The 18,227-nt window shown below is 38.8% G+C and carries 13 protein-coding genes and 4 tRNA genes; 10 read left to right on the top strand and 7 right to left on the bottom strand.

Annotated features, from left to right (window positions below; translation table 11 throughout):
- Positions 1 to 152: 152 nt before the first annotated feature.
- From AC1M84_RS02480 to AC1M84_RS02455, 6 genes are all read left to right on the top strand, one after another.
- A complete protein-coding gene (locus tag AC1M84_RS02480; RefSeq protein ID WP_481594361.1) occupies positions 153 to 3,365 on the top strand; it encodes a LysM peptidoglycan-binding domain-containing protein in 3,213 nt (1,070 codons plus the stop codon).
- A 39-nt stretch (positions 3,366 to 3,404) separates the two neighbouring features.
- A complete protein-coding gene (locus AC1M84_RS02475; RefSeq protein ID WP_481594461.1) occupies positions 3,405 to 5,252 on the top strand; it encodes an extracellular solute-binding protein in 1,848 nt (615 codons plus the stop codon).
- 11 nt (positions 5,253 to 5,263) lie between these two features.
- Entirely contained in the window at positions 5,264 to 6,334 is a 1,071-nt protein-coding gene (locus tag AC1M84_RS02470) for a microcin C ABC transporter permease YejB (RefSeq protein ID WP_481588947.1), read from the top strand.
- A gap of 2 nt (positions 6,335 to 6,336) precedes the next feature.
- Positions 6,337 to 7,347, top strand: coding sequence for an ABC transporter permease (locus AC1M84_RS02465; protein ID WP_481593050.1), 1,011 nt, complete (start codon positions 6,337 to 6,339; stop codon positions 7,345 to 7,347).
- Positions 7,325 to 8,902, top strand: a complete 1,578-nt coding sequence (locus tag AC1M84_RS02460) for a dipeptide ABC transporter ATP-binding protein (RefSeq protein WP_481594360.1) — start codon at positions 7,325 to 7,327, stop codon at positions 8,900 to 8,902. The genes AC1M84_RS02465 and AC1M84_RS02460 overlap by 23 nt, the downstream gene beginning before the upstream one ends.
- Before the next feature lie 102 nt (positions 8,903 to 9,004).
- A complete protein-coding gene (locus AC1M84_RS02455) occupies positions 9,005 to 10,249 on the top strand; it encodes an NADH:flavin oxidoreductase/NADH oxidase family protein (protein WP_481594359.1) in 1,245 nt (414 codons plus the stop codon).
- Positions 10,250 to 10,308: 59 nt separating this feature from the next.
- Here AC1M84_RS02455 and AC1M84_RS02450 read toward each other — a convergent pair whose 3' ends face one another.
- The 6 genes from AC1M84_RS02450 to AC1M84_RS02425 all read right to left on the bottom strand — a co-directional run bounded on the left by AC1M84_RS02450 (position 10,309) and on the right by AC1M84_RS02425 (position 13,977).
- Complete coding sequence (locus AC1M84_RS02450) at positions 10,309 to 11,712, bottom strand: iron-containing redox enzyme family protein (RefSeq protein ID WP_481594358.1); 1,404 nt, start codon at positions 11,710 to 11,712, stop codon at positions 10,309 to 10,311.
- Between the two features lie 157 nt (positions 11,713 to 11,869).
- Positions 11,870 to 11,945: transfer RNA gene (locus AC1M84_RS02445), tRNA-Glu, on the bottom strand.
- 45 nt (positions 11,946 to 11,990) lie between these two features.
- Positions 11,991 to 12,066 (bottom strand) — tRNA-Glu (locus tag AC1M84_RS02440).
- A gap of 24 nt (positions 12,067 to 12,090) precedes the next feature.
- Positions 12,091 to 12,166: transfer RNA gene (locus AC1M84_RS02435), tRNA-Glu, on the bottom strand.
- A 214-nt stretch (positions 12,167 to 12,380) separates the two neighbouring features.
- Complete coding sequence (locus AC1M84_RS02430) at positions 12,381 to 13,793, bottom strand: amino acid permease (protein WP_035266846.1); 1,413 nt, start codon at positions 13,791 to 13,793, stop codon at positions 12,381 to 12,383.
- 108 nt (positions 13,794 to 13,901) lie between these two features.
- Positions 13,902 to 13,977 (bottom strand) — tRNA-Glu (locus AC1M84_RS02425).
- Between the two features lie 270 nt (positions 13,978 to 14,247).
- On the opposite strand from AC1M84_RS02425, the gene AC1M84_RS02420 reads away from it, so the two are divergent.
- Positions 14,248 to 14,715 (top strand): YaiI/YqxD family protein, encoded by a 468-nt coding sequence (locus AC1M84_RS02420; RefSeq protein ID WP_035266848.1) that lies wholly within the window; start codon positions 14,248 to 14,250, stop codon positions 14,713 to 14,715.
- 23 nt (positions 14,716 to 14,738) lie between these two features.
- Positions 14,739 to 15,647, top strand: coding sequence for a DMT family transporter (locus AC1M84_RS02415; protein ID WP_481593046.1), 909 nt, complete (start codon positions 14,739 to 14,741; stop codon positions 15,645 to 15,647).
- A 9-nt stretch (positions 15,648 to 15,656) separates the two neighbouring features.
- On the opposite strand, the gene AC1M84_RS02410 is transcribed toward AC1M84_RS02415, so the two are convergent.
- On the bottom strand, positions 15,657 to 16,232 hold the full coding sequence (locus AC1M84_RS02410; protein WP_092766795.1) for a PilZ domain-containing protein: 576 nt from the start codon (positions 16,230 to 16,232) through the stop codon (positions 15,657 to 15,659).
- Positions 16,233 to 16,255: 23 nt separating this feature from the next.
- On the opposite strand from AC1M84_RS02410, the gene AC1M84_RS02405 reads away from it, so the two are divergent.
- On the top strand, positions 16,256 to 17,491 hold the full coding sequence (locus AC1M84_RS02405; RefSeq protein ID WP_481591824.1) for a lipoprotein-releasing ABC transporter permease subunit: 1,236 nt from the start codon (positions 16,256 to 16,258) through the stop codon (positions 17,489 to 17,491).
- Positions 17,484 to 18,161 (top strand): lipoprotein-releasing ABC transporter ATP-binding protein LolD, encoded by a 678-nt coding sequence (gene lolD / locus AC1M84_RS02400; protein WP_035266856.1) that lies wholly within the window; start codon positions 17,484 to 17,486, stop codon positions 18,159 to 18,161. The genes AC1M84_RS02405 and lolD overlap by 8 nt, the downstream gene beginning before the upstream one ends.
- Positions 18,162 to 18,227: the final 66 nt, after the last annotated feature.

The following is an 18,227-nucleotide window of genomic DNA, read 5'->3' as shown; positions in this document are numbered from 1 at the left end:
AAATGCGAAACATCAGTGCGATAACTGGATATTTTTTAATGTCTTGTAACATTTATAAGCAATTACTCATCAAGAAGAGACTTGCCTGAACAACGAGCTCCTCTAAAATGGCTTATATACAATAAATTTACTATGCGTCTTTCGGAATTTGTATGTCTAAAACAACCACCGCAGTGTGGCAGCCATCTGCAACTTTTTTATTTAAAATTTCAGTAATTACTTCCGCAGTAACCGGATTAGGCGTAATGACTGGCTGTACAGCGAGTCCCACTTCTGCAAAGACGCAAAAGTCGAATCAACTCGGCATGTTAGATGCCAGTAGCTTAGATTCACTTGAAGATCTTTTATCTGCAACTGATATGCGTGCAGTTGAAGGTGATCGTTTACTTATTTTAAAACACGGCGATGTTTGGAAACGTATGACCGTTGGTTTTAAAATGGATGAAACAAAGTGGGATCCACGGATTGATGCTCAAAGAAGTTGGTTTATTACGCGTCAGCCTTATCTGGATCGTTTATCCGCTCGAGCTTCTCGTTATCTTTATCATACTGTAAAGGAAGCAGAGCGCCGTGGATTACCTACTGAACTTGCTTTACTTCCCGTCATTGAGAGTTCCTATGATCCAGCTGCAACGAGTTCAGCGGCAGCTGCAGGGATGTGGCAATTCATCCCAAGTACAGGTCGTATTTATGGATTAAGACAGACCAATTTGTATGATGGACGTCGTGATGTAGTTGAGTCTACACGTGCAGCCTACGAGTTTTTAGGAAGTTTATATAACCAATTCGGTTCATGGGAATTAGCTTTAGCGGCTTATAACGCTGGTCCTGGACGTATTCAACAAGCGATTAACCGTAATAAGGCTGCTGGCTTGCCTACAGATTATTGGTCATTACGTTTGCCTCAAGAGACAATGAACTATGTTCCACGTTTCCTTGCGGTTGCACAGATTATCAAATCCCCTGAAAAGTATGGCGTCAGATTACCACCAATTGCGAATCGTCCTCACTTTAGAGAAGTTCCAGTTCCAGCAGGTGCGAGTTTAAACGAAATTGCTTCTCTGACAGGCTTAAGTCGTGCAGAACTTTATCAACTGAATCCAGGGCATCGTGGTGATATCATTGATCCTCAAAGTCCACAGCGAATTTTAATTCCAGCAGATTTAAATCCAAATATTGATCGTAAACTGAAAGCACTCAAACCAAGCAGTACAGGTCTATGGGCGAGCGCTTCAAGCCCTGTTTCTACATCTACGCCAGCAACCACAATTACAACGACAGTAAATACACCAAAAGCTTCAAATGCTTCCGTATTGGCAACTCAAACAGTGAAGCCAGTTAATAATACTCAAACAGCTTCAGTTTCTACAACAATTTCAACTTCGAAGGGTAGGACTCCTTCTGGTTCTGATGCATTGGCAGCTTTTGCTGCTTCGGCAGTGGTGCCAAGCGCACCTCGTATACCTGTTGCTGTTACACCGGCGCAAAATGTTAAACCTGTACGTGTCGAACCCGAAATCACTGCTGAAGAAAAAGCCAGAATCTTAGCTTCAATTGCATCTGAAAAAACCACAACAACTACGAGTTCTGATCAAATTATTGCCTCGGTCATTGAGCCACAGGCCACTGAAGCAGAAAAAGCGGAAGTCGTTAGAGAGATTAGTGCCATTGCACCTCAAGGTACTGAGATCGTCGATCCTTTAGATGGCAAGATTAAATTAACTGCGATTCAGACAAGTCAGTCTGTGGCAGCAGGACAAGGTTCAGAAGTTAAAGTTGGCTTTGCTTATCCTAAATCTGTAGCAGAAAGTACATTGCCTACTTCTGAGGAAGCCCAGCTTAATCAAGGTAAGGCATTTAAGAAAACTGAAAGTGAAGTGGTTGTAGAACCACCTAAGGGTAAACGTAGTACGTATACGGTACTCCCTGGTGACACGCTGGCAATTATTGCAATGAAAAACGGCGTAAGTTGGAGAGATATTGCAAAATGGAACCAAGTAGATCCAAATGCAACCTTATATGTAGGTGCGACCCTATATCTGTACGATGCTAAACCAGTAGCATCTGCCCAGAAAACGGATATAAAGCCAGCAAGTTATATTGTAAAAGCAAATGATAGTCTGACTAGTGTTGCAAACCAGTTTGATTTAAGTGTCCAACAACTGGCTGAATTGAATGGTCTAACTATCAATAGTAATTTACTGGTTGGGCAGAAATTAAATTTAACCCAGTCTCAAGCATCTAAATCAAGCAAAACTGAACAAGCGCTAACTAAGGTTCAAACGAAATCTTATACGGTCAAACGTGGCGAATACTTAAAGTTAATCGCTGATCGATATGGACTTTCGACTCAAGAGTTAGCGTCATTAAGCTCAGGACTGAAAGCTGATAGTAGCCTGTACGCGGGTCAAAAAATTAATGTTCCTTTAGAAGAAGTGCAATCTGCTACAGCTTCATCAACAACTCGCGCGAGTAATGCTAAAACTGTACCTGAAATTCAGACTGAAACTTACCGCGTACAACGAGGAGATACGTTGTACAACATTGCAAATGCGCATAAGTTAACCGTTGTTGAGTTGGCGACACTGAATAATTTGGATATTGAAAAAGGATTGATGGTTGGTCAAACCATTAAAGTACCAGCGGGATCTAAAGTACCAGAGCAATATGTTGTTCAATCAGGCGATAGCCTGAATGCCATTGCAAGCAAATATAATCTTTCTGTTGCACGGTTAGCAGAAATGAATGGCTTGCGAACGAATGCTGGTTTACAAGTTGGGCAAAAGCTGAATTTGAAAGAAGATGAAAATAAAGCTTCCACTAAGCAGAGTTCGACACGAAATAATTCGGTTGCTGAGAAAGTGGAGTTTCACACTGTGAAGAGTGGAGAGACCTTAGCAAGTATTGCGCGACAATATGATATGCCGCTTCAATCATTACTTACGCAGAATGATCTAAATGCGAGATCAGTCCTTCAAATTGGTCAAAAATTAAAAGTAAGTGGCGATGTTGAAAAGACGGCTGCAAGTACAGAAAAAACACCAGTCCGTCAATCAAAATCGCGTGATACAGAGGATTATGCTGTCAAATCAGGCGAGTCTCTTCATGTTATTGCTACACGATTTGACATGACTGCAAAAGAACTTGCAGATCTCAATAAGTTAAACCTACGTGCTGGATTGCAAAGAGGCCAAATTATTCAAGTTCCTAAAGTGGTCACAGATTATAAAGTCCGTAGTGGTGATTCCCTGTACAGAATTGCGAATCGATTTGGTATAGACATTGATCAGCTTGCAGAAATGAATGGTTTGAAACCAAACACACCTTTACAGATTGGTGCTACGATTAAAGTTCCACATTCTTAAGTCTGCTTAAGCAATCAGGAATTTCATATCGAGATGTGCATTTCATCAACTTTGTCAAAAGCAAAGTTTATTTTCCTCTTCTTGCCCATTCATATCAGTGCATGGGCAAATCTTCAAACGACGCCTTATATTGCTTTACAGTCAAAACCGAAATATCTGAATTTAGATGCGATGCCATATGCCAACCCAGACGCACCAAAGGGTGGAAAGTTGGTGAAAGCGGCTGATGGGACATTTGATAATCTAAACGGTATGAATGGGCAAGGAAGTTGGGTTGAAGGTACAAATTACTTGTTCGATACGCTATTTTCCAAGTCATTAGATGAACCAAATGTGTTTTATCCACTTTTGGCTGAGAAAATTCAGTTTGATCCAACCCGAACACAATTTGTGATTTTTCATTTAAATCCACGTGCTCGATTTAGTGATGGATCTCCTGTACTGGCTGAGGATGTTAAATTCACGTTTGAAATGTATTTAACTAAAACCAATCCCGGTTTACAGATGTATTTGTCTGATTTAGATAAAATTCAGGTTCTGTCTAAACATGCCGTAAAAATGGTATTTAAATCAGAAAGAAATACTGAAATGCCAGCAATACTTTCACAGATGCCAATTTTTTCTAAAAAAGATTGGCAATCTAAAGATTTTAGTCGAGCAACACTCAAACCCATTTTAGGATCAGGGCCATATACAATTAAAAATCTTGATGCTGGTCGTAGTATTACCTATCACCGTAATCCCCATTATTGGGCTAAGGATTTACTTGTAAATCGCGGTCGTTATAATTTTGATCAAATTAAATATGTTTATTACCGTAGTTCGGACATTGCATTTGAAGGATTTAAAGCTGGACAATATACATTTCACCAAGAGAAATTTGCTCGTAAATGGAAGACGGAATACAACTTTCCAGCATTTAACTCAGGATTGGTTAAAAAATATAGTGTAGCTTTACAAAACCCTGCTCCGACACAAAGTATCGTTTTTAACACACGAAAAAAACCGCTAAACGATATCTATTTTAGACAAGCAATGACCTATGCTTATGACTTTGAATGGCAAAATAAAGCATTGTTTTATCAACAATATCAACGTTTACAAAGTCATTTTCAGTTTAGTGAGCTCGAAGCAAAGTCAGTACCAAGTCCAAAAGAATTAACAATATTAAAACCTTATTTATCTCGGTTACATCCTTTACAACGAGAAGGGGTATTAAAAGCGTGGAAATATCCCGTCACTGATGGTACAGGTTACAATCGTAAAGGCTTACTCACTGCTCGGAAAATTTTAATTGAGCAGGGGTATTCATTTAAAAATGGTAGTTTGCATGCGCGTGATGGAAAACCAATTCAATTAGAATTGCTTCTTCATCAAGAGGGCTTACAACGGACGCTCATGCCTTATATTCGAAATTTAAAAAAATTGGGTATTCAAGTTTCGATTCGGCAAGTCGATATGCCTCAATATTTACAGCGGATGCGTCAATATGATTTTGATTTAACCACGATGGTGATGCCTCAATCACTAAATCCTGGGAATGAGCAAGCGCAATTTTGGAGCAGTCATGCTGCAGATGAAGAGGGAAATTATAATTTTTCTGGTGTGAAAAATAGCGTTATAGATGAAATTATACAACGTATTATTCATGCACCCGATCGAGAAAAATTAATATTAAATACACGTATCTTGGATCGTTTATTACGTGCAGGATATTATCAGATACTTACTTACGGAAATGATCGTGAATGGTATGCGTATTGGAATATGTATAAACAACCACAGATTAAACCCAAACTCGCTGTTGGTGAAGATTATTGGTGGGTAGATCAACAGCAAGCTCGCAAAGTGTCTGCTTATCTTGGTCGAAGTAAAGGCTCACGTTGAAGGTTAAATTTATGGGTCTTTATATACTTAAACGACTTTTGCTGATCATTCCCACCTTATTTTTGATAATGCTGATCAATTTCGCCGTCGTTCAAATTGCTCCTGGTGGACCTGTAGAACAGGCAATACAGAGAGCTGAACAATTTCAAGGCATTGGTGTTGTGTCTGGTTCGACATCTCATATCAATGAAGTCCAGAGTTATTATCAGGGTACACGAGGACTCAGTCCTGAAATGGTCGAGCAGATCAAAGCGCAATATGGATTTGACCGCCCTGTGCATGAGCGCTTTTTTCTAATGCTAAAAGGATATTTTCAACTCGATTTTGGAACGAGCTTTTTTAAAAATAAATCAGTAGCAACATTAATTTTGGAAAAAATGCCAGTCACGATCTCCCTTGGATTATGGAGTACCTTACTGATCTACAGTATCGCCATTCCTCTAGGGATTAGAAAAGCGAATAAACATGGCGGTCTGTTTGATCAAACGACCTCCTTAATATTGGCGGTTGGTTATGCAGTGCCAACTTTTGTATTTGGTATTCTACTTATTATGATTTTTTCGGGGGGATCCTATTTACAATGGTTCCCATTACAAGGATTGGTCTCTGAGAATTTTGCTGAACTCAGTTTCATTGATAAAGTTAAAGATTATTTTTGGCATCTTACATTGCCTGTCCTTACTATTATATTAGGTGGATTTGCGACCCTCACATATCTAACAAAATACTCTTTTATGGAAGAGTTAAATAAACAATATGTGACGGCAGCTCGTGCTAAAGGTCTGACCGAGCAACGCGTTTTATACAATCATGTTTTCCGTAACGCCATGTTAATCGTTATTGCAGGATTACCTGAAGCACTGATCGGAATTTTTTTTGTTGGCAATCTATTTGTAGAAATTATATTTAATCTTGATGGTTTGGGATTGCTCGGATTTGAGGCAATTCAGCAGCGTGATTATCCCGTGATTTTTGGAACATTGTTTATCTTTACGTTGGTCGGTCTAATTTTGAGATTACTCAGTGATGTTCTATATCAATTGATTGATCCAAGAATCAATTTTGATCGTCGAGGAGCATAATAATGTCTCCACTTTTCGATCAACGAATTTCAAAATTTAAGTCACATCGACTCGGATTCTTAAGCTTCATTTTATTTATCGCGATCTTTATTTTATCCTTGGGAGCAGAGTTTATTGCCAACGAAAAACCAATACTTATTTATTATAAAGAAGAAATTTATTTCCCAATTTTTAAGCCTTATCCTGAAACAACATTCGGTGGTGTCTTTGAGACTGAGGCTGATTATAAAGATCCAGCTGTTCAAGAATTGATTAATGAGCATGGATGGCAGATTTGGCCTATCATCCCATTTTCATATCAAACACCTAATTATGAATTGGCAGAAGTTGTACCATCTCCACCGACCTCCGTGAATTGGTTAGGCACAGATGATCAAGGTCGTGATGTCTTGGCAAGATTAATATATGGTATTCGTATCTCTTTGCTGTTCGGCATTGCACTTACTATTGGATCTGCATTCATAGGAATTACCATTGGTGCTATCCAAGGCTACTTTGGCGGTTGGTTGGATCTGATCGGTCAAAGGCTGTTAGAGGTGTGGGGTGGTCTACCAATGTTATTTATTGTGATGATCTTAGTGAGCATGTTTACACCAAGCGTATATTGGCTGTTTTTAATTATGCTGATGTTTGGTTGGACTGCGTTAGTTGGTCTTGTTCGTGCAGAGTTTCTGAAAGCCAGAAATTTGGACTATGTGCGAGCTGCGAGATCACTCGGTGCTACAGATAGTCAAATTATTATCAAACATATTTTACCCAATGCTATAAGTTCGTCACTCTCACAGCTTCCTTTCATTCTTACCGCTAATATTACTGCACTTACAGCCTTGGATTTTCTGGGCTATGGTTTGCCACCTGATACAGCTTCAATTGGTGAAATTTTATTACAGGGTAAGAATAATCTATCAGCACCGTGGTTGGTTTTATCTGGATTTTTTAGTCTAGCAGTTGTGTTATCTATTCTTATTTATATCGGAGAGGCAGCTCGAGATGCATTTGATCCAAGAGGCTAAACCAATACTTGAAGTCAACAAGCTCAATATTCAGTTGAATGAACAAAAAATCTTAACTGATTTGTCTTTTAAGCTAAATGCGGGTGAGACAGTAGCGATTGTTGGTGAAAGTGGTTCAGGAAAATCTTTAGCTTGTCTAAGTCTTCTAGGTCTTCAAGATCGCGCTCTAGACTTAAGTGGTGAAATCATATTTCAAAATGAAGATCTGCGTCTAAAACACGAAGATCAGTTGCGCTTAATACGTGGCAATAAGATCGCGATGATATTTCAAGAGCCAATGACGGCACTTAATCCATTACATACAGTTGAAAAAATTATTTCAGAACCTTTATGGTCGAAGGGGCTTAAGAGAAAAGACATTCAAAAAAAAATAGAAGAAGTGCTTTGTGATGTAGGGTTGGGTAATTCATCAGACATCCTCAAGCGATATCCACATCAGTTGTCTGGTGGACAGCGTCAAAGGGTGATGATCGCAACAGCTCTGATTTCGGAACCTGAAATTTTAATTGCAGATGAACCAACAACAGCCCTTGATGTATCACTACAGAAACAAATTTTAAATTTAATTAAAGACCAAGCGCATCAAAAAAATATGGCCTTAGTTTTGGTTAGTCATGATTTAAGGTTGGTGCAACAATATGCTGATCAGGTATTGGTTTTGTCTAAAGGTGTCACAGTTGAACAGGGTGATGTCTCTCAAATATTCCTGCAGCCTCGCCATGAATATACTCGACTGCTCCTTAATCAGCAGTTTGATTCGATTTCACCTATCAGTGAACAGCCCAAAGAACTTTTAAATACTGAACATCTTCGAGTGCGCTATCCACCTAAGCTGAATTTTCTGAATGTATTTAAAACTCAATTTATAGCGGTGGAAGATTTAAGTTTCCAGCTTAAACAAGGAGAGTCGCTTGGTATTGTAGGTGAAAGTGGGTCTGGAAAAACCAGTGCTGCACTCGCGCTTGCACGACTCATAGAGTCAACAGGTACCATTGAGTTAAATTGTATCAATCTTAATCGGTTGTCTGACAAGCAATTAAGAGCGCATCGAAAAGATTTTCAAATCGTTTTTCAAGATCCTTTTTCGAGTCTCAATCCAAGAATGGATGTTTTGTCATTATTAACTGAAGGGTTAAGATTAAAAAAATTGAGAAAGAGTGAAAAATTAAATCTCGCGATTCAAGCCCTTGAAGAGGTTAATCTCACAAAAGAATTTCTTGATCGTTATCCTCATCAAATGTCGGGTGGACAGCGACAAAGAGTATCGCTGGCCAGAGCACTTATTCTGAAACCTCAATTACTCATTCTGGATGAGCCAACATCTGCATTAGATCGCAATACACAAATAAAATTGGTGAAATTACTTCAAGATATACAGCAGAGAACAGGGATCAGTTACATCTTTATTAGTCATGATCTGAAAATTGTGAAAGCGTTATGCCATCGAGTTATGGTGATGAAAGATGCAAAAGTTTTAGAAATTCAAGAGACAGAACGTTTATTCCGTGCACCGATTCATGCTTATACGCAACATCTTATACAAAGTAGTTTATAAAAGTTATTTGACAAGAAGGATTGTCAATTCTAGACTGAAATTCAGGGAAGTCACGCCTAATTGGTTTTAGGTTTAGATAAGCACAAAATTGAGAACTTCAAGATGAGTAAAATTGCTGAGCCGATTCAAATTCGCAATACAACTTTCAAAAATCGCATTATTAAAGGCGCAATGAGTGAAGCTCTAGCGAATGCTGCTGGTGAACCAAATCATTTGCACACAGGCTTGTATGAAGCTTGGGCAAGAGGAGGTTTAGGGGGTTCAATCACAGGAAATGTGATGGTTGATCTACGTGCGAAGAATGAGCCTGGTGTCGTCGTGGTCGAAAATGAGCGAGATTTACCTAAATTAAAGGCATGGGCTGACCTAGGTAAACGTTATGGTATGGTCCAGCTTGTTCAATTGTCTCATCCGGGCAGACAGTGTCCTAAAGGCTTAAATAAAGAAACTGTTGCACCGTCTGCTGTTCCATTTAGTGCTATGTTGGCTACTACCTTTGCTACTCCACGGGCTCTCGAGCATGAGGAAATCCTAGATCTAATCCAAAGGTTTGCAACCTCTGCAGCGATTTGCGAAAAAGCGGGCTTTGAAGGTGTTCAATTACACGGTGCTCATGGATATTTAATAAGTGAATTTCTATCGCCACTGACCAATAAGCGTAATGATCAATGGGGTGGAAGCATTGAAAATCGTATGCGTTTCTTATTAGAAATTTATAAAGCTGTTCGAGCTGCAACATCCGAGAATTTTATCGTTTCAGTGAAATTGAATTCCGCAGATTTTCAACGTGGTGGAATTACTGAAGAAGAAGTGATTCAAGTATTTAAAGCTATTGATGATGCAGGTATCGATTTAATTGAAATTTCAGGTGGTACGTATGAAGCGCCCGCAATGGCAGGTGCTAAAGCTGAACAGCGTAAAGCAAGTACCATTGCACGTGAGGCTTACTTTTTAGATTTCGCAGAGAAAATACGTCAAGAAGTAAAATGCAAACTGATGGTTACAGGTGGATTCAGAACCGTTAAAGGGATGAATGATGCTTTAGAAAGTGGTGCATGTGACTTTATTGGAATTGCACGCCCACTCGCTGTAGAAACGGATTTAACTGATCGTTTGATTGCAGGACACGATGTTAGATATGCAGTAAAACCAATTAAAACAGGGATTCCATTTATTGATAAAATGGCAATTATGGAAATTATTTGGTATGCGGCACAATTCAAAGCGATTGGTGAGGGTAATCAACCTAATCCAAAACTTTCACCTTTAAAAGTTTTTCTGAATTATGCAAAAGGAAATGTGAAGGCTATCATTCAGGGCAAAGTTAATTCAAGAAAATCTGCATAGTATAAATCAATACATATAAGGAGCCTTTATGGCTCCTTATTTTATGCGGCGAGTTAAAACTAAAGCGCAAGTGTTTGAAAAGGGAAAAGTAACTTAGAGACTTCTTGGGTTGACCATAATCCGATCGCTCGTGGATGATAGTAAGGTGATAGATATGGAATTAATAATGCGAGTTTATCGTTTATATCATCTAATGAATGACATTGATGTTTGATCTGTTCAAGTTCATGTTGATTATTGTATTTTGATAGCCAGTTTTGATCTCCTGTTACAGGCATTCTTTTTAAACGAACAGTTAATGATTCCCCTTGAATCCAGTCTTTGATCAGCATTTTCTCAGTTGCATTAAACACACCAAACATTTTGCCATCACTATCGTGAATAAGTTTCCAAAAACGACTTTCTTCGACAGGCCTGTTTTTAATAATCCATTGTTTATCAATTAAGATTTGAATAAATTCAGATATTAATTCAGGTTGAGCGAGCCATTCGTTAATTGATCTGCCATTAAATTGACATTTTTGGTTATGGATATGTTGACCGACAACTGCTTTTCTTTGCAGAAGTTGATAAACGCTTTGAGTCAGATCAATTTCTTGGATGATATTTGTTGAGCTCAAGCCAAGATCATTCATTTGGAAACCCATTTTAACCAATTCAAGATATTTTGATTTATCTTGAGCTTGATGATAATGATCAATAAATGCCTGTATTGATTTTTCAGCATGTCCATTGTGTGCATTATCAATTGTAATATGAACATTAAAATAATGAGGATCAATTCCAAGTTCTGCTAACTCATAATTGGTGATTAACAGGTGTAGTGGTAATTGTTCATAACCCAAGTTAAATCCAATTACCAGTGGAAATAAATCATGTGGTATATATGCGAGAGCAAGTTGAACAGCGGCTTGTTCAAAATAAATATCATCTAAATAATTAATGTACGGTTCAAGCTCGAAATGTCGTAGTAAGCTTTGATACATGCAAACATGATTTGCTTTAGCATCTCCCAACCCAAGTTCTTCTAAGTAGATATAGCTTAGATCTTTGCTTTCAAACAGAGAGGGGTGCGTAAGAGATGAATATAGCCATGAGCCATCTACATACTTAACTGGAGCAACTTTATATAAAAATTCTAAAGCATGAGAGATGGTTGGAAAGTAGTCACGCCCAAGGCCTGATTTTCGTTGATCTAGATAACTTTGAAATTTAGAACAAGTTTGATCATGTTCGTGTTGTATATGTTGCCTAACTTGGTCTACCTGATCAATCCACGATAAATGAGTCGTATTGAGTTGATCGAATAGTGAAAGAACATAGGTTTCAGCATATTCTGTTTTACATTCACGATTCACTTTAGGGTCTAAAAAAAACTCAACCCAGTCTTTATTTGTTTTAGGACTAATTGTATTTAATTGTGATGGGGATGCTAGGGGATTAAGTACGGTGTTGTCCAACATCATCTTCTCCAAGCGTTATTAAGGGTTTAAACCACCATAACCTGCAAAGATGATAATGTTGTTTATTTTGTGTTCGATTTTTAGGGTGACTAAGTTATAAAAAAAAGCCCAAGTCTTAAATGCTTGGGCTTTTTTATGAGATGTATCATCTCGAATATGGCGTCCCTACGGGGATTCGAACCCCGGTTACCGCCGTGAAAGGGCGATGTCCTAGGCCTCTAGACGATAGGGACAGTACAGAAATATATTTTAAACCATGTTATTTCAATTGAAATTAATGGCGTCCCTACGGGGATTCGAACCCCGGTTACCGCCGTGAAAGGGCGATGTCCTAGGCCTCTAGACGATAGGGACTTAATAAAATCTACTTCTGAAAATTGGCGTCCCTACGGGGATTCGAACCCCGGTTACCGCCGTGAAAGGGCGATGTCCTAGGCCTCTAGACGATAGGGACGTTTCAGAGGTGGGCGTATAATAGGGTGAAAATAGGGGGGTGTCAAACGCATTTCAGCAAAAAAATTAAAAAAATGGTGTGTTCGTATGAAAATAAAACAATATTGAATTTAAAGGCTAAATTTAGATCAAATATCCAAGAAATATTAGAAAAGCATTGGGAAAATAGGAACTGTCTAAGCAAAAAAATAGCGACCGAAGTCGCTATTTCAAAATCAAGATTTATCGTGATAAAACAGGTAATAACTGGCATAGCATACAGCAATGAACGCTAAACACCCGAAAAAGCTAATACGCATACTTGGATCAAATACCATACTTAAGCATGTGATAAAACAGAACACAAAACCTAAGATTGGGACAATTGGAAATAATGGAGCAGCAAAGCCCAGCTCTTCTTTTTTGCGCCCTTGCTTATACCAATCGCGTCTGAAATTAAATTGGCTTAAACAAATACTCATCCACACAACGACCATTGTAAAAGCAGCAATACCTAATAAATTGGTAAAAATAGTCTCAGGTGCGAATTGTTCTGACAATAAGCCTGGTAACCCACCGATCATTGTCACGATCACTGCAACATAGGGGATACCACGTGCATTCACTCTAGAAAATACTGCAGGGAGCTGCTTTTTGTAAGATAAAGACCACATCATGCGTGACGCAGCAAACAAACCAGAGTTAGCAGCTGATAATAAAGCGGTAATAATTACAAAACGGATGATATCTTCTGCATAGGGAATACCAATATGCTGGAAAACAGTCACAAATGGAGAGCTACTCACACCTTCAGCAGCTAAGCCAGCTTCTTGATGTGGAAGAAGTGACGTTACTACAATGATTGTACCTACGAAGAAAATCAACAGACGAAAAATCGCTGTATTAATCGCTTTAGGAACATTTTTAGCTGGGTCTTTAGTTTCACCAGCAGCAACCCCAATTAATTCTGTTCCAGAGAATGCGAAGTTTACGATAAGCATCGTAGCAAAAATTGGGAATAGACCTTCAGGGAACCAACCTTGAGCAGTTAAATTGCTAAATAAAGGCGCCGTTTCGTAACCTTGATAGCCAATTACACCAAAAATTGCGAGTAGGCCTAAGAGAATAAATGCAACAACAGTAATAACTTTAACTAAGGCCAGCCAAAATTCAGATTCTGCGAACCATTTTGTGGAAATCATATTTAAAACAAATACGAATACACCAAAGACTATAGTCCACATCCACATGGAACTATCTGGGAACCATTCCTGCATGAGGAGGGCGGCGGCTGTAAACTCAGTTCCTAAAGTAACCGACCAAGTTAACCAATATAACCAAGTGATGGTATAGCCTGTTCCTGGTCCAATATATCTTTTGGCATAAGCACCAAACGAACCAGACTCAGGCATATGAACGGCAAGCTCACCTAAACACAGCATAACCATGTAGGCGATAATCCCGCCAAGGATATAAGAAATAATGGCACCTACAGGCCCCGTTTGTGCAATGACTTCACCCGAACCTAAGAAAAGTCCAGTACCGATTGCGCCGCCAAGCGAAATCATAACCAGATGTCGAGTACTCATAGCGCGTTGTAAAGGCGCAGAATTGCCCTGATGCGAAGCATCATTCGGAGATGAGTGCATAGGATTGAAAATTCGAAACAAATGAAGCGAGTTATTGTAGTGAAAAACTACAATTCTTCAATGAAATAATAGTAATTTTGAATATTGAGTGATCGTATGAAACCATAATGGCGTCCCTACGGGGATTCGAACCCCGGTTACCGCCGTGAAAGGGCGATGTCCTAGGCCTCTAGACGATAGGGACGTTGCGAGGTGCTTGTATATTAAGGATAGACATTTCAATTGTCAAAAGCTTCGTATCAAAAAAAGTTTTAATCGTTCATACATTAAGCAAAAACAATCAATTAGTTTTAATTTTGATTAAACTGACAACAATAAGATTTTTCATGTATTTAAATAACATGGAGAGAAGGTCCTCACTATAAAAAAACGATCCGCTTTATATTCATCATATCAAACCAGCCATCTGTAAAATTTGATAAGATGACGTGGTAAGACAACGAAGGAAAGAGGCGTGTTGCCATTTAAACTCTGGGTCGATGCTGATGCATTACCTAAAATTTTGCGTGAAGTCATTTTAAGAGCTTCTGATCGTTATCAACTTGAAGTAACTTTTGTCGCCAATCAAAATGTAGGAATAACTCCTTCTGTTCGTATTAATTCAATACAGGTGATGAGTGGAGCAGATCAAGCTGATAAAGAAATTATCGAACGTATGAAAGAGCATGATATTGTCATGACGCAGGATATTCCTCTAGCAGCTCAAGTCATCGAAAAGGGTGGCGTTGCAATTCATCCACGTGGTGAAATTTGGACAGAAGCTAATATTAAGGCACGATTACATTTGCGTGATTTCATGGAAACTTTGAGAGGGGCTGGCGTTCAAACCGGTGGACCACCGCCAATTTCAGAAAGAGATAAGCGTGAATTTTCAAGTGCTTTGGATCAAACGATTCAAAAACAAAAAAGAAAAACTGCCTGATTTATCTTATCAATCGAGTTCACATGCCAGAAAAATCTAAACTTATGCTCATTTATGCCTTATTGGTCATCATTTGGGCAACAACTCCACTTGCGATTGTATGGAGTGTAGAAGATATTTACTTAATGTGGGCATTGGTGATTCGATTAGGCTTGGCACTGCCTATCGCAGCATTACTTCTCATTGTTTTAAAGGTAAAATTTCCTTTAAATTCAATTGCATTGCATAGTTATTTTGCTGGGTCATTTAGCTTGATTGGTTCGCAATTTTTTACTTATGTGGCTACTGATTACCTAAGTTCTGGCATGATTGCATTGATGTTTGGATTAGCACCAATTATGGCAGGGCTTATTGGAAAATTTATCTTTCAACAAGATTTGCATAAGCTGCAATGGTTAGGAATGATCGTCGCGATTACTGGGCTCGTAGTGATCAGTTTTACTGGATCAGCACAACATATCCATCCCATTGGAATTGGTTTAATGTTGCTCAGCGTTTTTTCATACGCAATGTCAATTTTTTGGGTAAAAAAAATAAATGCTGATGTAGCACCAATGGCTCAGGCGACTGGTTCAATACTTGTTTCTACTATCGTTGCATGTTTAATTGTGCCATTTATATGGAAATACTTACCTACTGAATTACCTTCAATGAAGTCGTTACTTGCGATCATATATTCTGTCGTTATGGCTTCATTAGTCGCTATGTTTTGCTATTTTTACTTGGTCAAAAAAATACAACCCACCACATTGTCCCTTACAAATGTAATGACTCCAGTTCTAGCACTTGGTATAGGTGCTGCATTTAATCATGAGAAATTAACGCTTGGCATGATACTGGGAGCAATGATTCTACTTCTGGGATTATTTATGTATTTTTATCGGGATATAGAAGCGAATCGGAAATTTAAACAAAAAGTATTAAAACCTTAAGTTTAATGCTCAGTGATTCTGTGAGTTTTTTAAATGCTTCAAGGCTTCTGTTAACTTTACTTTGTCTTGGGGATGTAACGTTAGAAAATATGCACCAGTTCTAAACAGCCCATTTTCTTCTTGATTGCTGTAGACAACCTGTGCAGTTGCAGCGATATGAAAATCATTTTCAGGGTGACTCAATGTGATATGTATATAGGTTTGTTCAGGGATATGTTGCTCAGCATAAAAACTAAAACCCGTTTCAGACAAATTGACTTGAGTAGGTACTGGTAACATGGTTTGTACAATAGAGTCGTAAAGTGAGCCCGTAATCAGGTTTAATTTTTGGTTAAATAAGGATAATATCCGAGCAATTTGTTGATCTTTTTGATTTAATTGTTCTAATTCGTACATAAGCGCATGATCAAATTGATCTAATTCTGCAAGTAAGAGAAAATAGCGCGGTAGTACAAAATTTGAATCATAGGGATCATTCAAAGCGACATCTTTCGTGATGATCTGATAATTTATTCTTAAGGCAGCATCAATACGTGACATGACGCGTCTTTCAATATTGCCACTTTGATGCTGAAGATTTTCCATTAAAACACCTCGGACTAGATGGTATGTTTAAACCGATCTCGCTGTATATAGGGTTGAGATACACTCGCGCACGGCGAAGTAATCACTTTATTTCTTTTATTGCTTTAGTTTCCATGATCGGTCTGACTTTGGGCGTCGCTGTTCTCATTACTGTGTTATCTGTAATGAACGGTTTCGATCGTGAATTAAAAAACCGTGTCTTGGGAATGGTACCTCAAGCGACTGTTTCCTCTACACAAATTCTAACAGACTGGCCTGAGCTTGCAAAGAAAATAGACCAACATGAACATGTGACGGGTGTTGCACCTTTTACACAGTTGCAGGGGATGTTAACAGCCCAAGGACAGGTTGCAGGGATAATGGTCACGGGTATTGAGCCTGACTATGAAAAAAATGTATCTATTATTCAAAATCATATGGTTCAAGGCGACATCAACTCATTAAAGAAAGGTGAGTTCGGGATTGTTTTGGGCAAGCAGATGACGGATGCTTTAGGTTTAAGTCTCAATGACAATGTAACATTGGTATTACCTGAAGCGACACCATCACCCGCTGGCGTTGTTCCAAGATTTAAACGTTTTAAAATTGTCGGTATTTTTAGTATTGGTGCGGAAGTGGACTCGATGATGGGTTACATCGCGCTAAATGATGCTTCGACATTGTTGAGACTGCCGGATGGTGCACAAGGTATCCGTATGAAGCTAGATGATATCTTCAAAGCACCACAAGTCGCTGAAGAAGTTGTTATGGATTTACGAGGCAATTTCTATCCATCAAATTGGACTTATACGCACGGCAATCTCTTTAGTGCCATTCAGATGGAAAAAGCAATGGTTAGCCTTTTACTTTTCCTCATTGTCTTGGTTGCAGCATTTAATATTGTATCTTCATTGGTGATGGTGGTTACTGATAAAAAATCTGACATTGCTATTTTAAGAACCTTAGGTGCTTCACCAGCAACGATCACTAAGATTTTTATGGTACAGGGTACGGTGATTGGTGTTGTAGGAACACTGGCAGGAGCAGCACTAGGTATCATCTTTGCAACGAGCATTAGTGGATTTATTGGCTGGTTGAACACTGCTTTTGGACTAAATTTGTTCGATGCATATTTCATTAACTATTTACCATCGTATCTACGTTGGCAAGATGTGGTGGTGATTGTTAGCTTATCACTAGCGCTAAGTTTCCTTGCAACAATTTATCCAGCGCTGCGTGCTGCCAAAGTTCAACCAGCAGAGGCTTTACGCTATGAGTAATATTGTCTTAGAAGCCAAAAATATTCATAAACATTTTACAGATGGTAAATCAACTGTTGAAGTGATTAAGGGATTGGATTTAGTTGTTGAGCAAGGACAATTTGTTTCAATTGTTGGATCAAGTGGTTCGGGTAAGAGTACGCTGTTACATGTATTAGGGGGGCTTGATCGTCCGTCCGAAGGTGTAGTGATGCTTAATGGGCAGCGTTTTGACACTTTAGGTGAAGCTGAACGCGGTTTCCTACGTAATGAACACCTCGGATTTGTGTATCAATTTCACCATTTACTTCCTGAGTTTACGGCTTTAGAAAATGTATCAATGCCGCTGATGTTACGTAAAGATGCAAATTTTAAAGAAGTAAAAGAACGTGCAGAATATTTGTTGAATAAAGTGGGTTTATCACATCGTTTAACGCATAAACCAGGTGAGTTATCTGGCGGTGAGCGACAACGCGTTGCGCTTGCACGGGCTTTAGTGGCTCAACCTAAATTGATGATGGCAGATGAGCCTACTGGAAATTTAGATCGTAAAACTGCCGTCACAATTTTTGAATTGCTTTCCGATCTGCGTAAAGAATTTAATATGGCAATGCTCATCGTGACCCATGATGAACAGCTCGCACAAACTGCTGATAAGATTTTGCATATGCAAGATGGATTGTGGGTATAGCCTAAAAATCCGATTAACAGTCTTGTTAAAGCCCACTTAGGTGGGCTTTAATCTATTTAAGAAAAA

Source organism: Acinetobacter sp. 24-47-66 (assembly GCF_056779755.1).
The sequence above is the reverse complement of the archived record's forward strand: the minus strand, read 5'-3'. Positions and strand labels throughout refer to the sequence as shown.

Coding starts and splice junctions, on each gene's coding strand:
- lolD (WP_035266856.1), top strand. CDS start 17,484: ATGAGTAATATTGTCTTAGAAGCCAAAAATATTCATAAACATTTTACA.
- AC1M84_RS02410 (WP_092766795.1), bottom strand. CDS start 16,232: ATGGAAAATCTTCAGCATCAAAGTGGCAATATTGAAAGACGCGTCATG.
- AC1M84_RS02415 (WP_481593046.1), top strand. CDS start 14,739: ATGCCAGAAAAATCTAAACTTATGCTCATTTATGCCTTATTGGTCATC.
- AC1M84_RS02430 (WP_035266846.1), bottom strand. CDS start 13,793: ATGCACTCATCTCCGAATGATGCTTCGCATCAGGGCAATTCTGCGCCT.
- AC1M84_RS02405 (WP_481591824.1), top strand. CDS start 16,256: ATGTTTAAACCGATCTCGCTGTATATAGGGTTGAGATACACTCGCGCA.
- AC1M84_RS02455 (WP_481594359.1), top strand. CDS start 9,005: ATGAGTAAAATTGCTGAGCCGATTCAAATTCGCAATACAACTTTCAAA.
- AC1M84_RS02480 (WP_481594361.1), top strand. CDS start 153: ATGTCTAAAACAACCACCGCAGTGTGGCAGCCATCTGCAACTTTTTTA.
- AC1M84_RS02460 (WP_481594360.1), top strand. CDS start 7,325: ATGCATTTGATCCAAGAGGCTAAACCAATACTTGAAGTCAACAAGCTC.
- AC1M84_RS02450 (WP_481594358.1), bottom strand. CDS start 11,712: ATGTTGGACAACACCGTACTTAATCCCCTAGCATCCCCATCACAATTA.
- AC1M84_RS02465 (WP_481593050.1), top strand. CDS start 6,337: ATGTCTCCACTTTTCGATCAACGAATTTCAAAATTTAAGTCACATCGA.
- AC1M84_RS02470 (WP_481588947.1), top strand. CDS start 5,264: ATGGGTCTTTATATACTTAAACGACTTTTGCTGATCATTCCCACCTTA.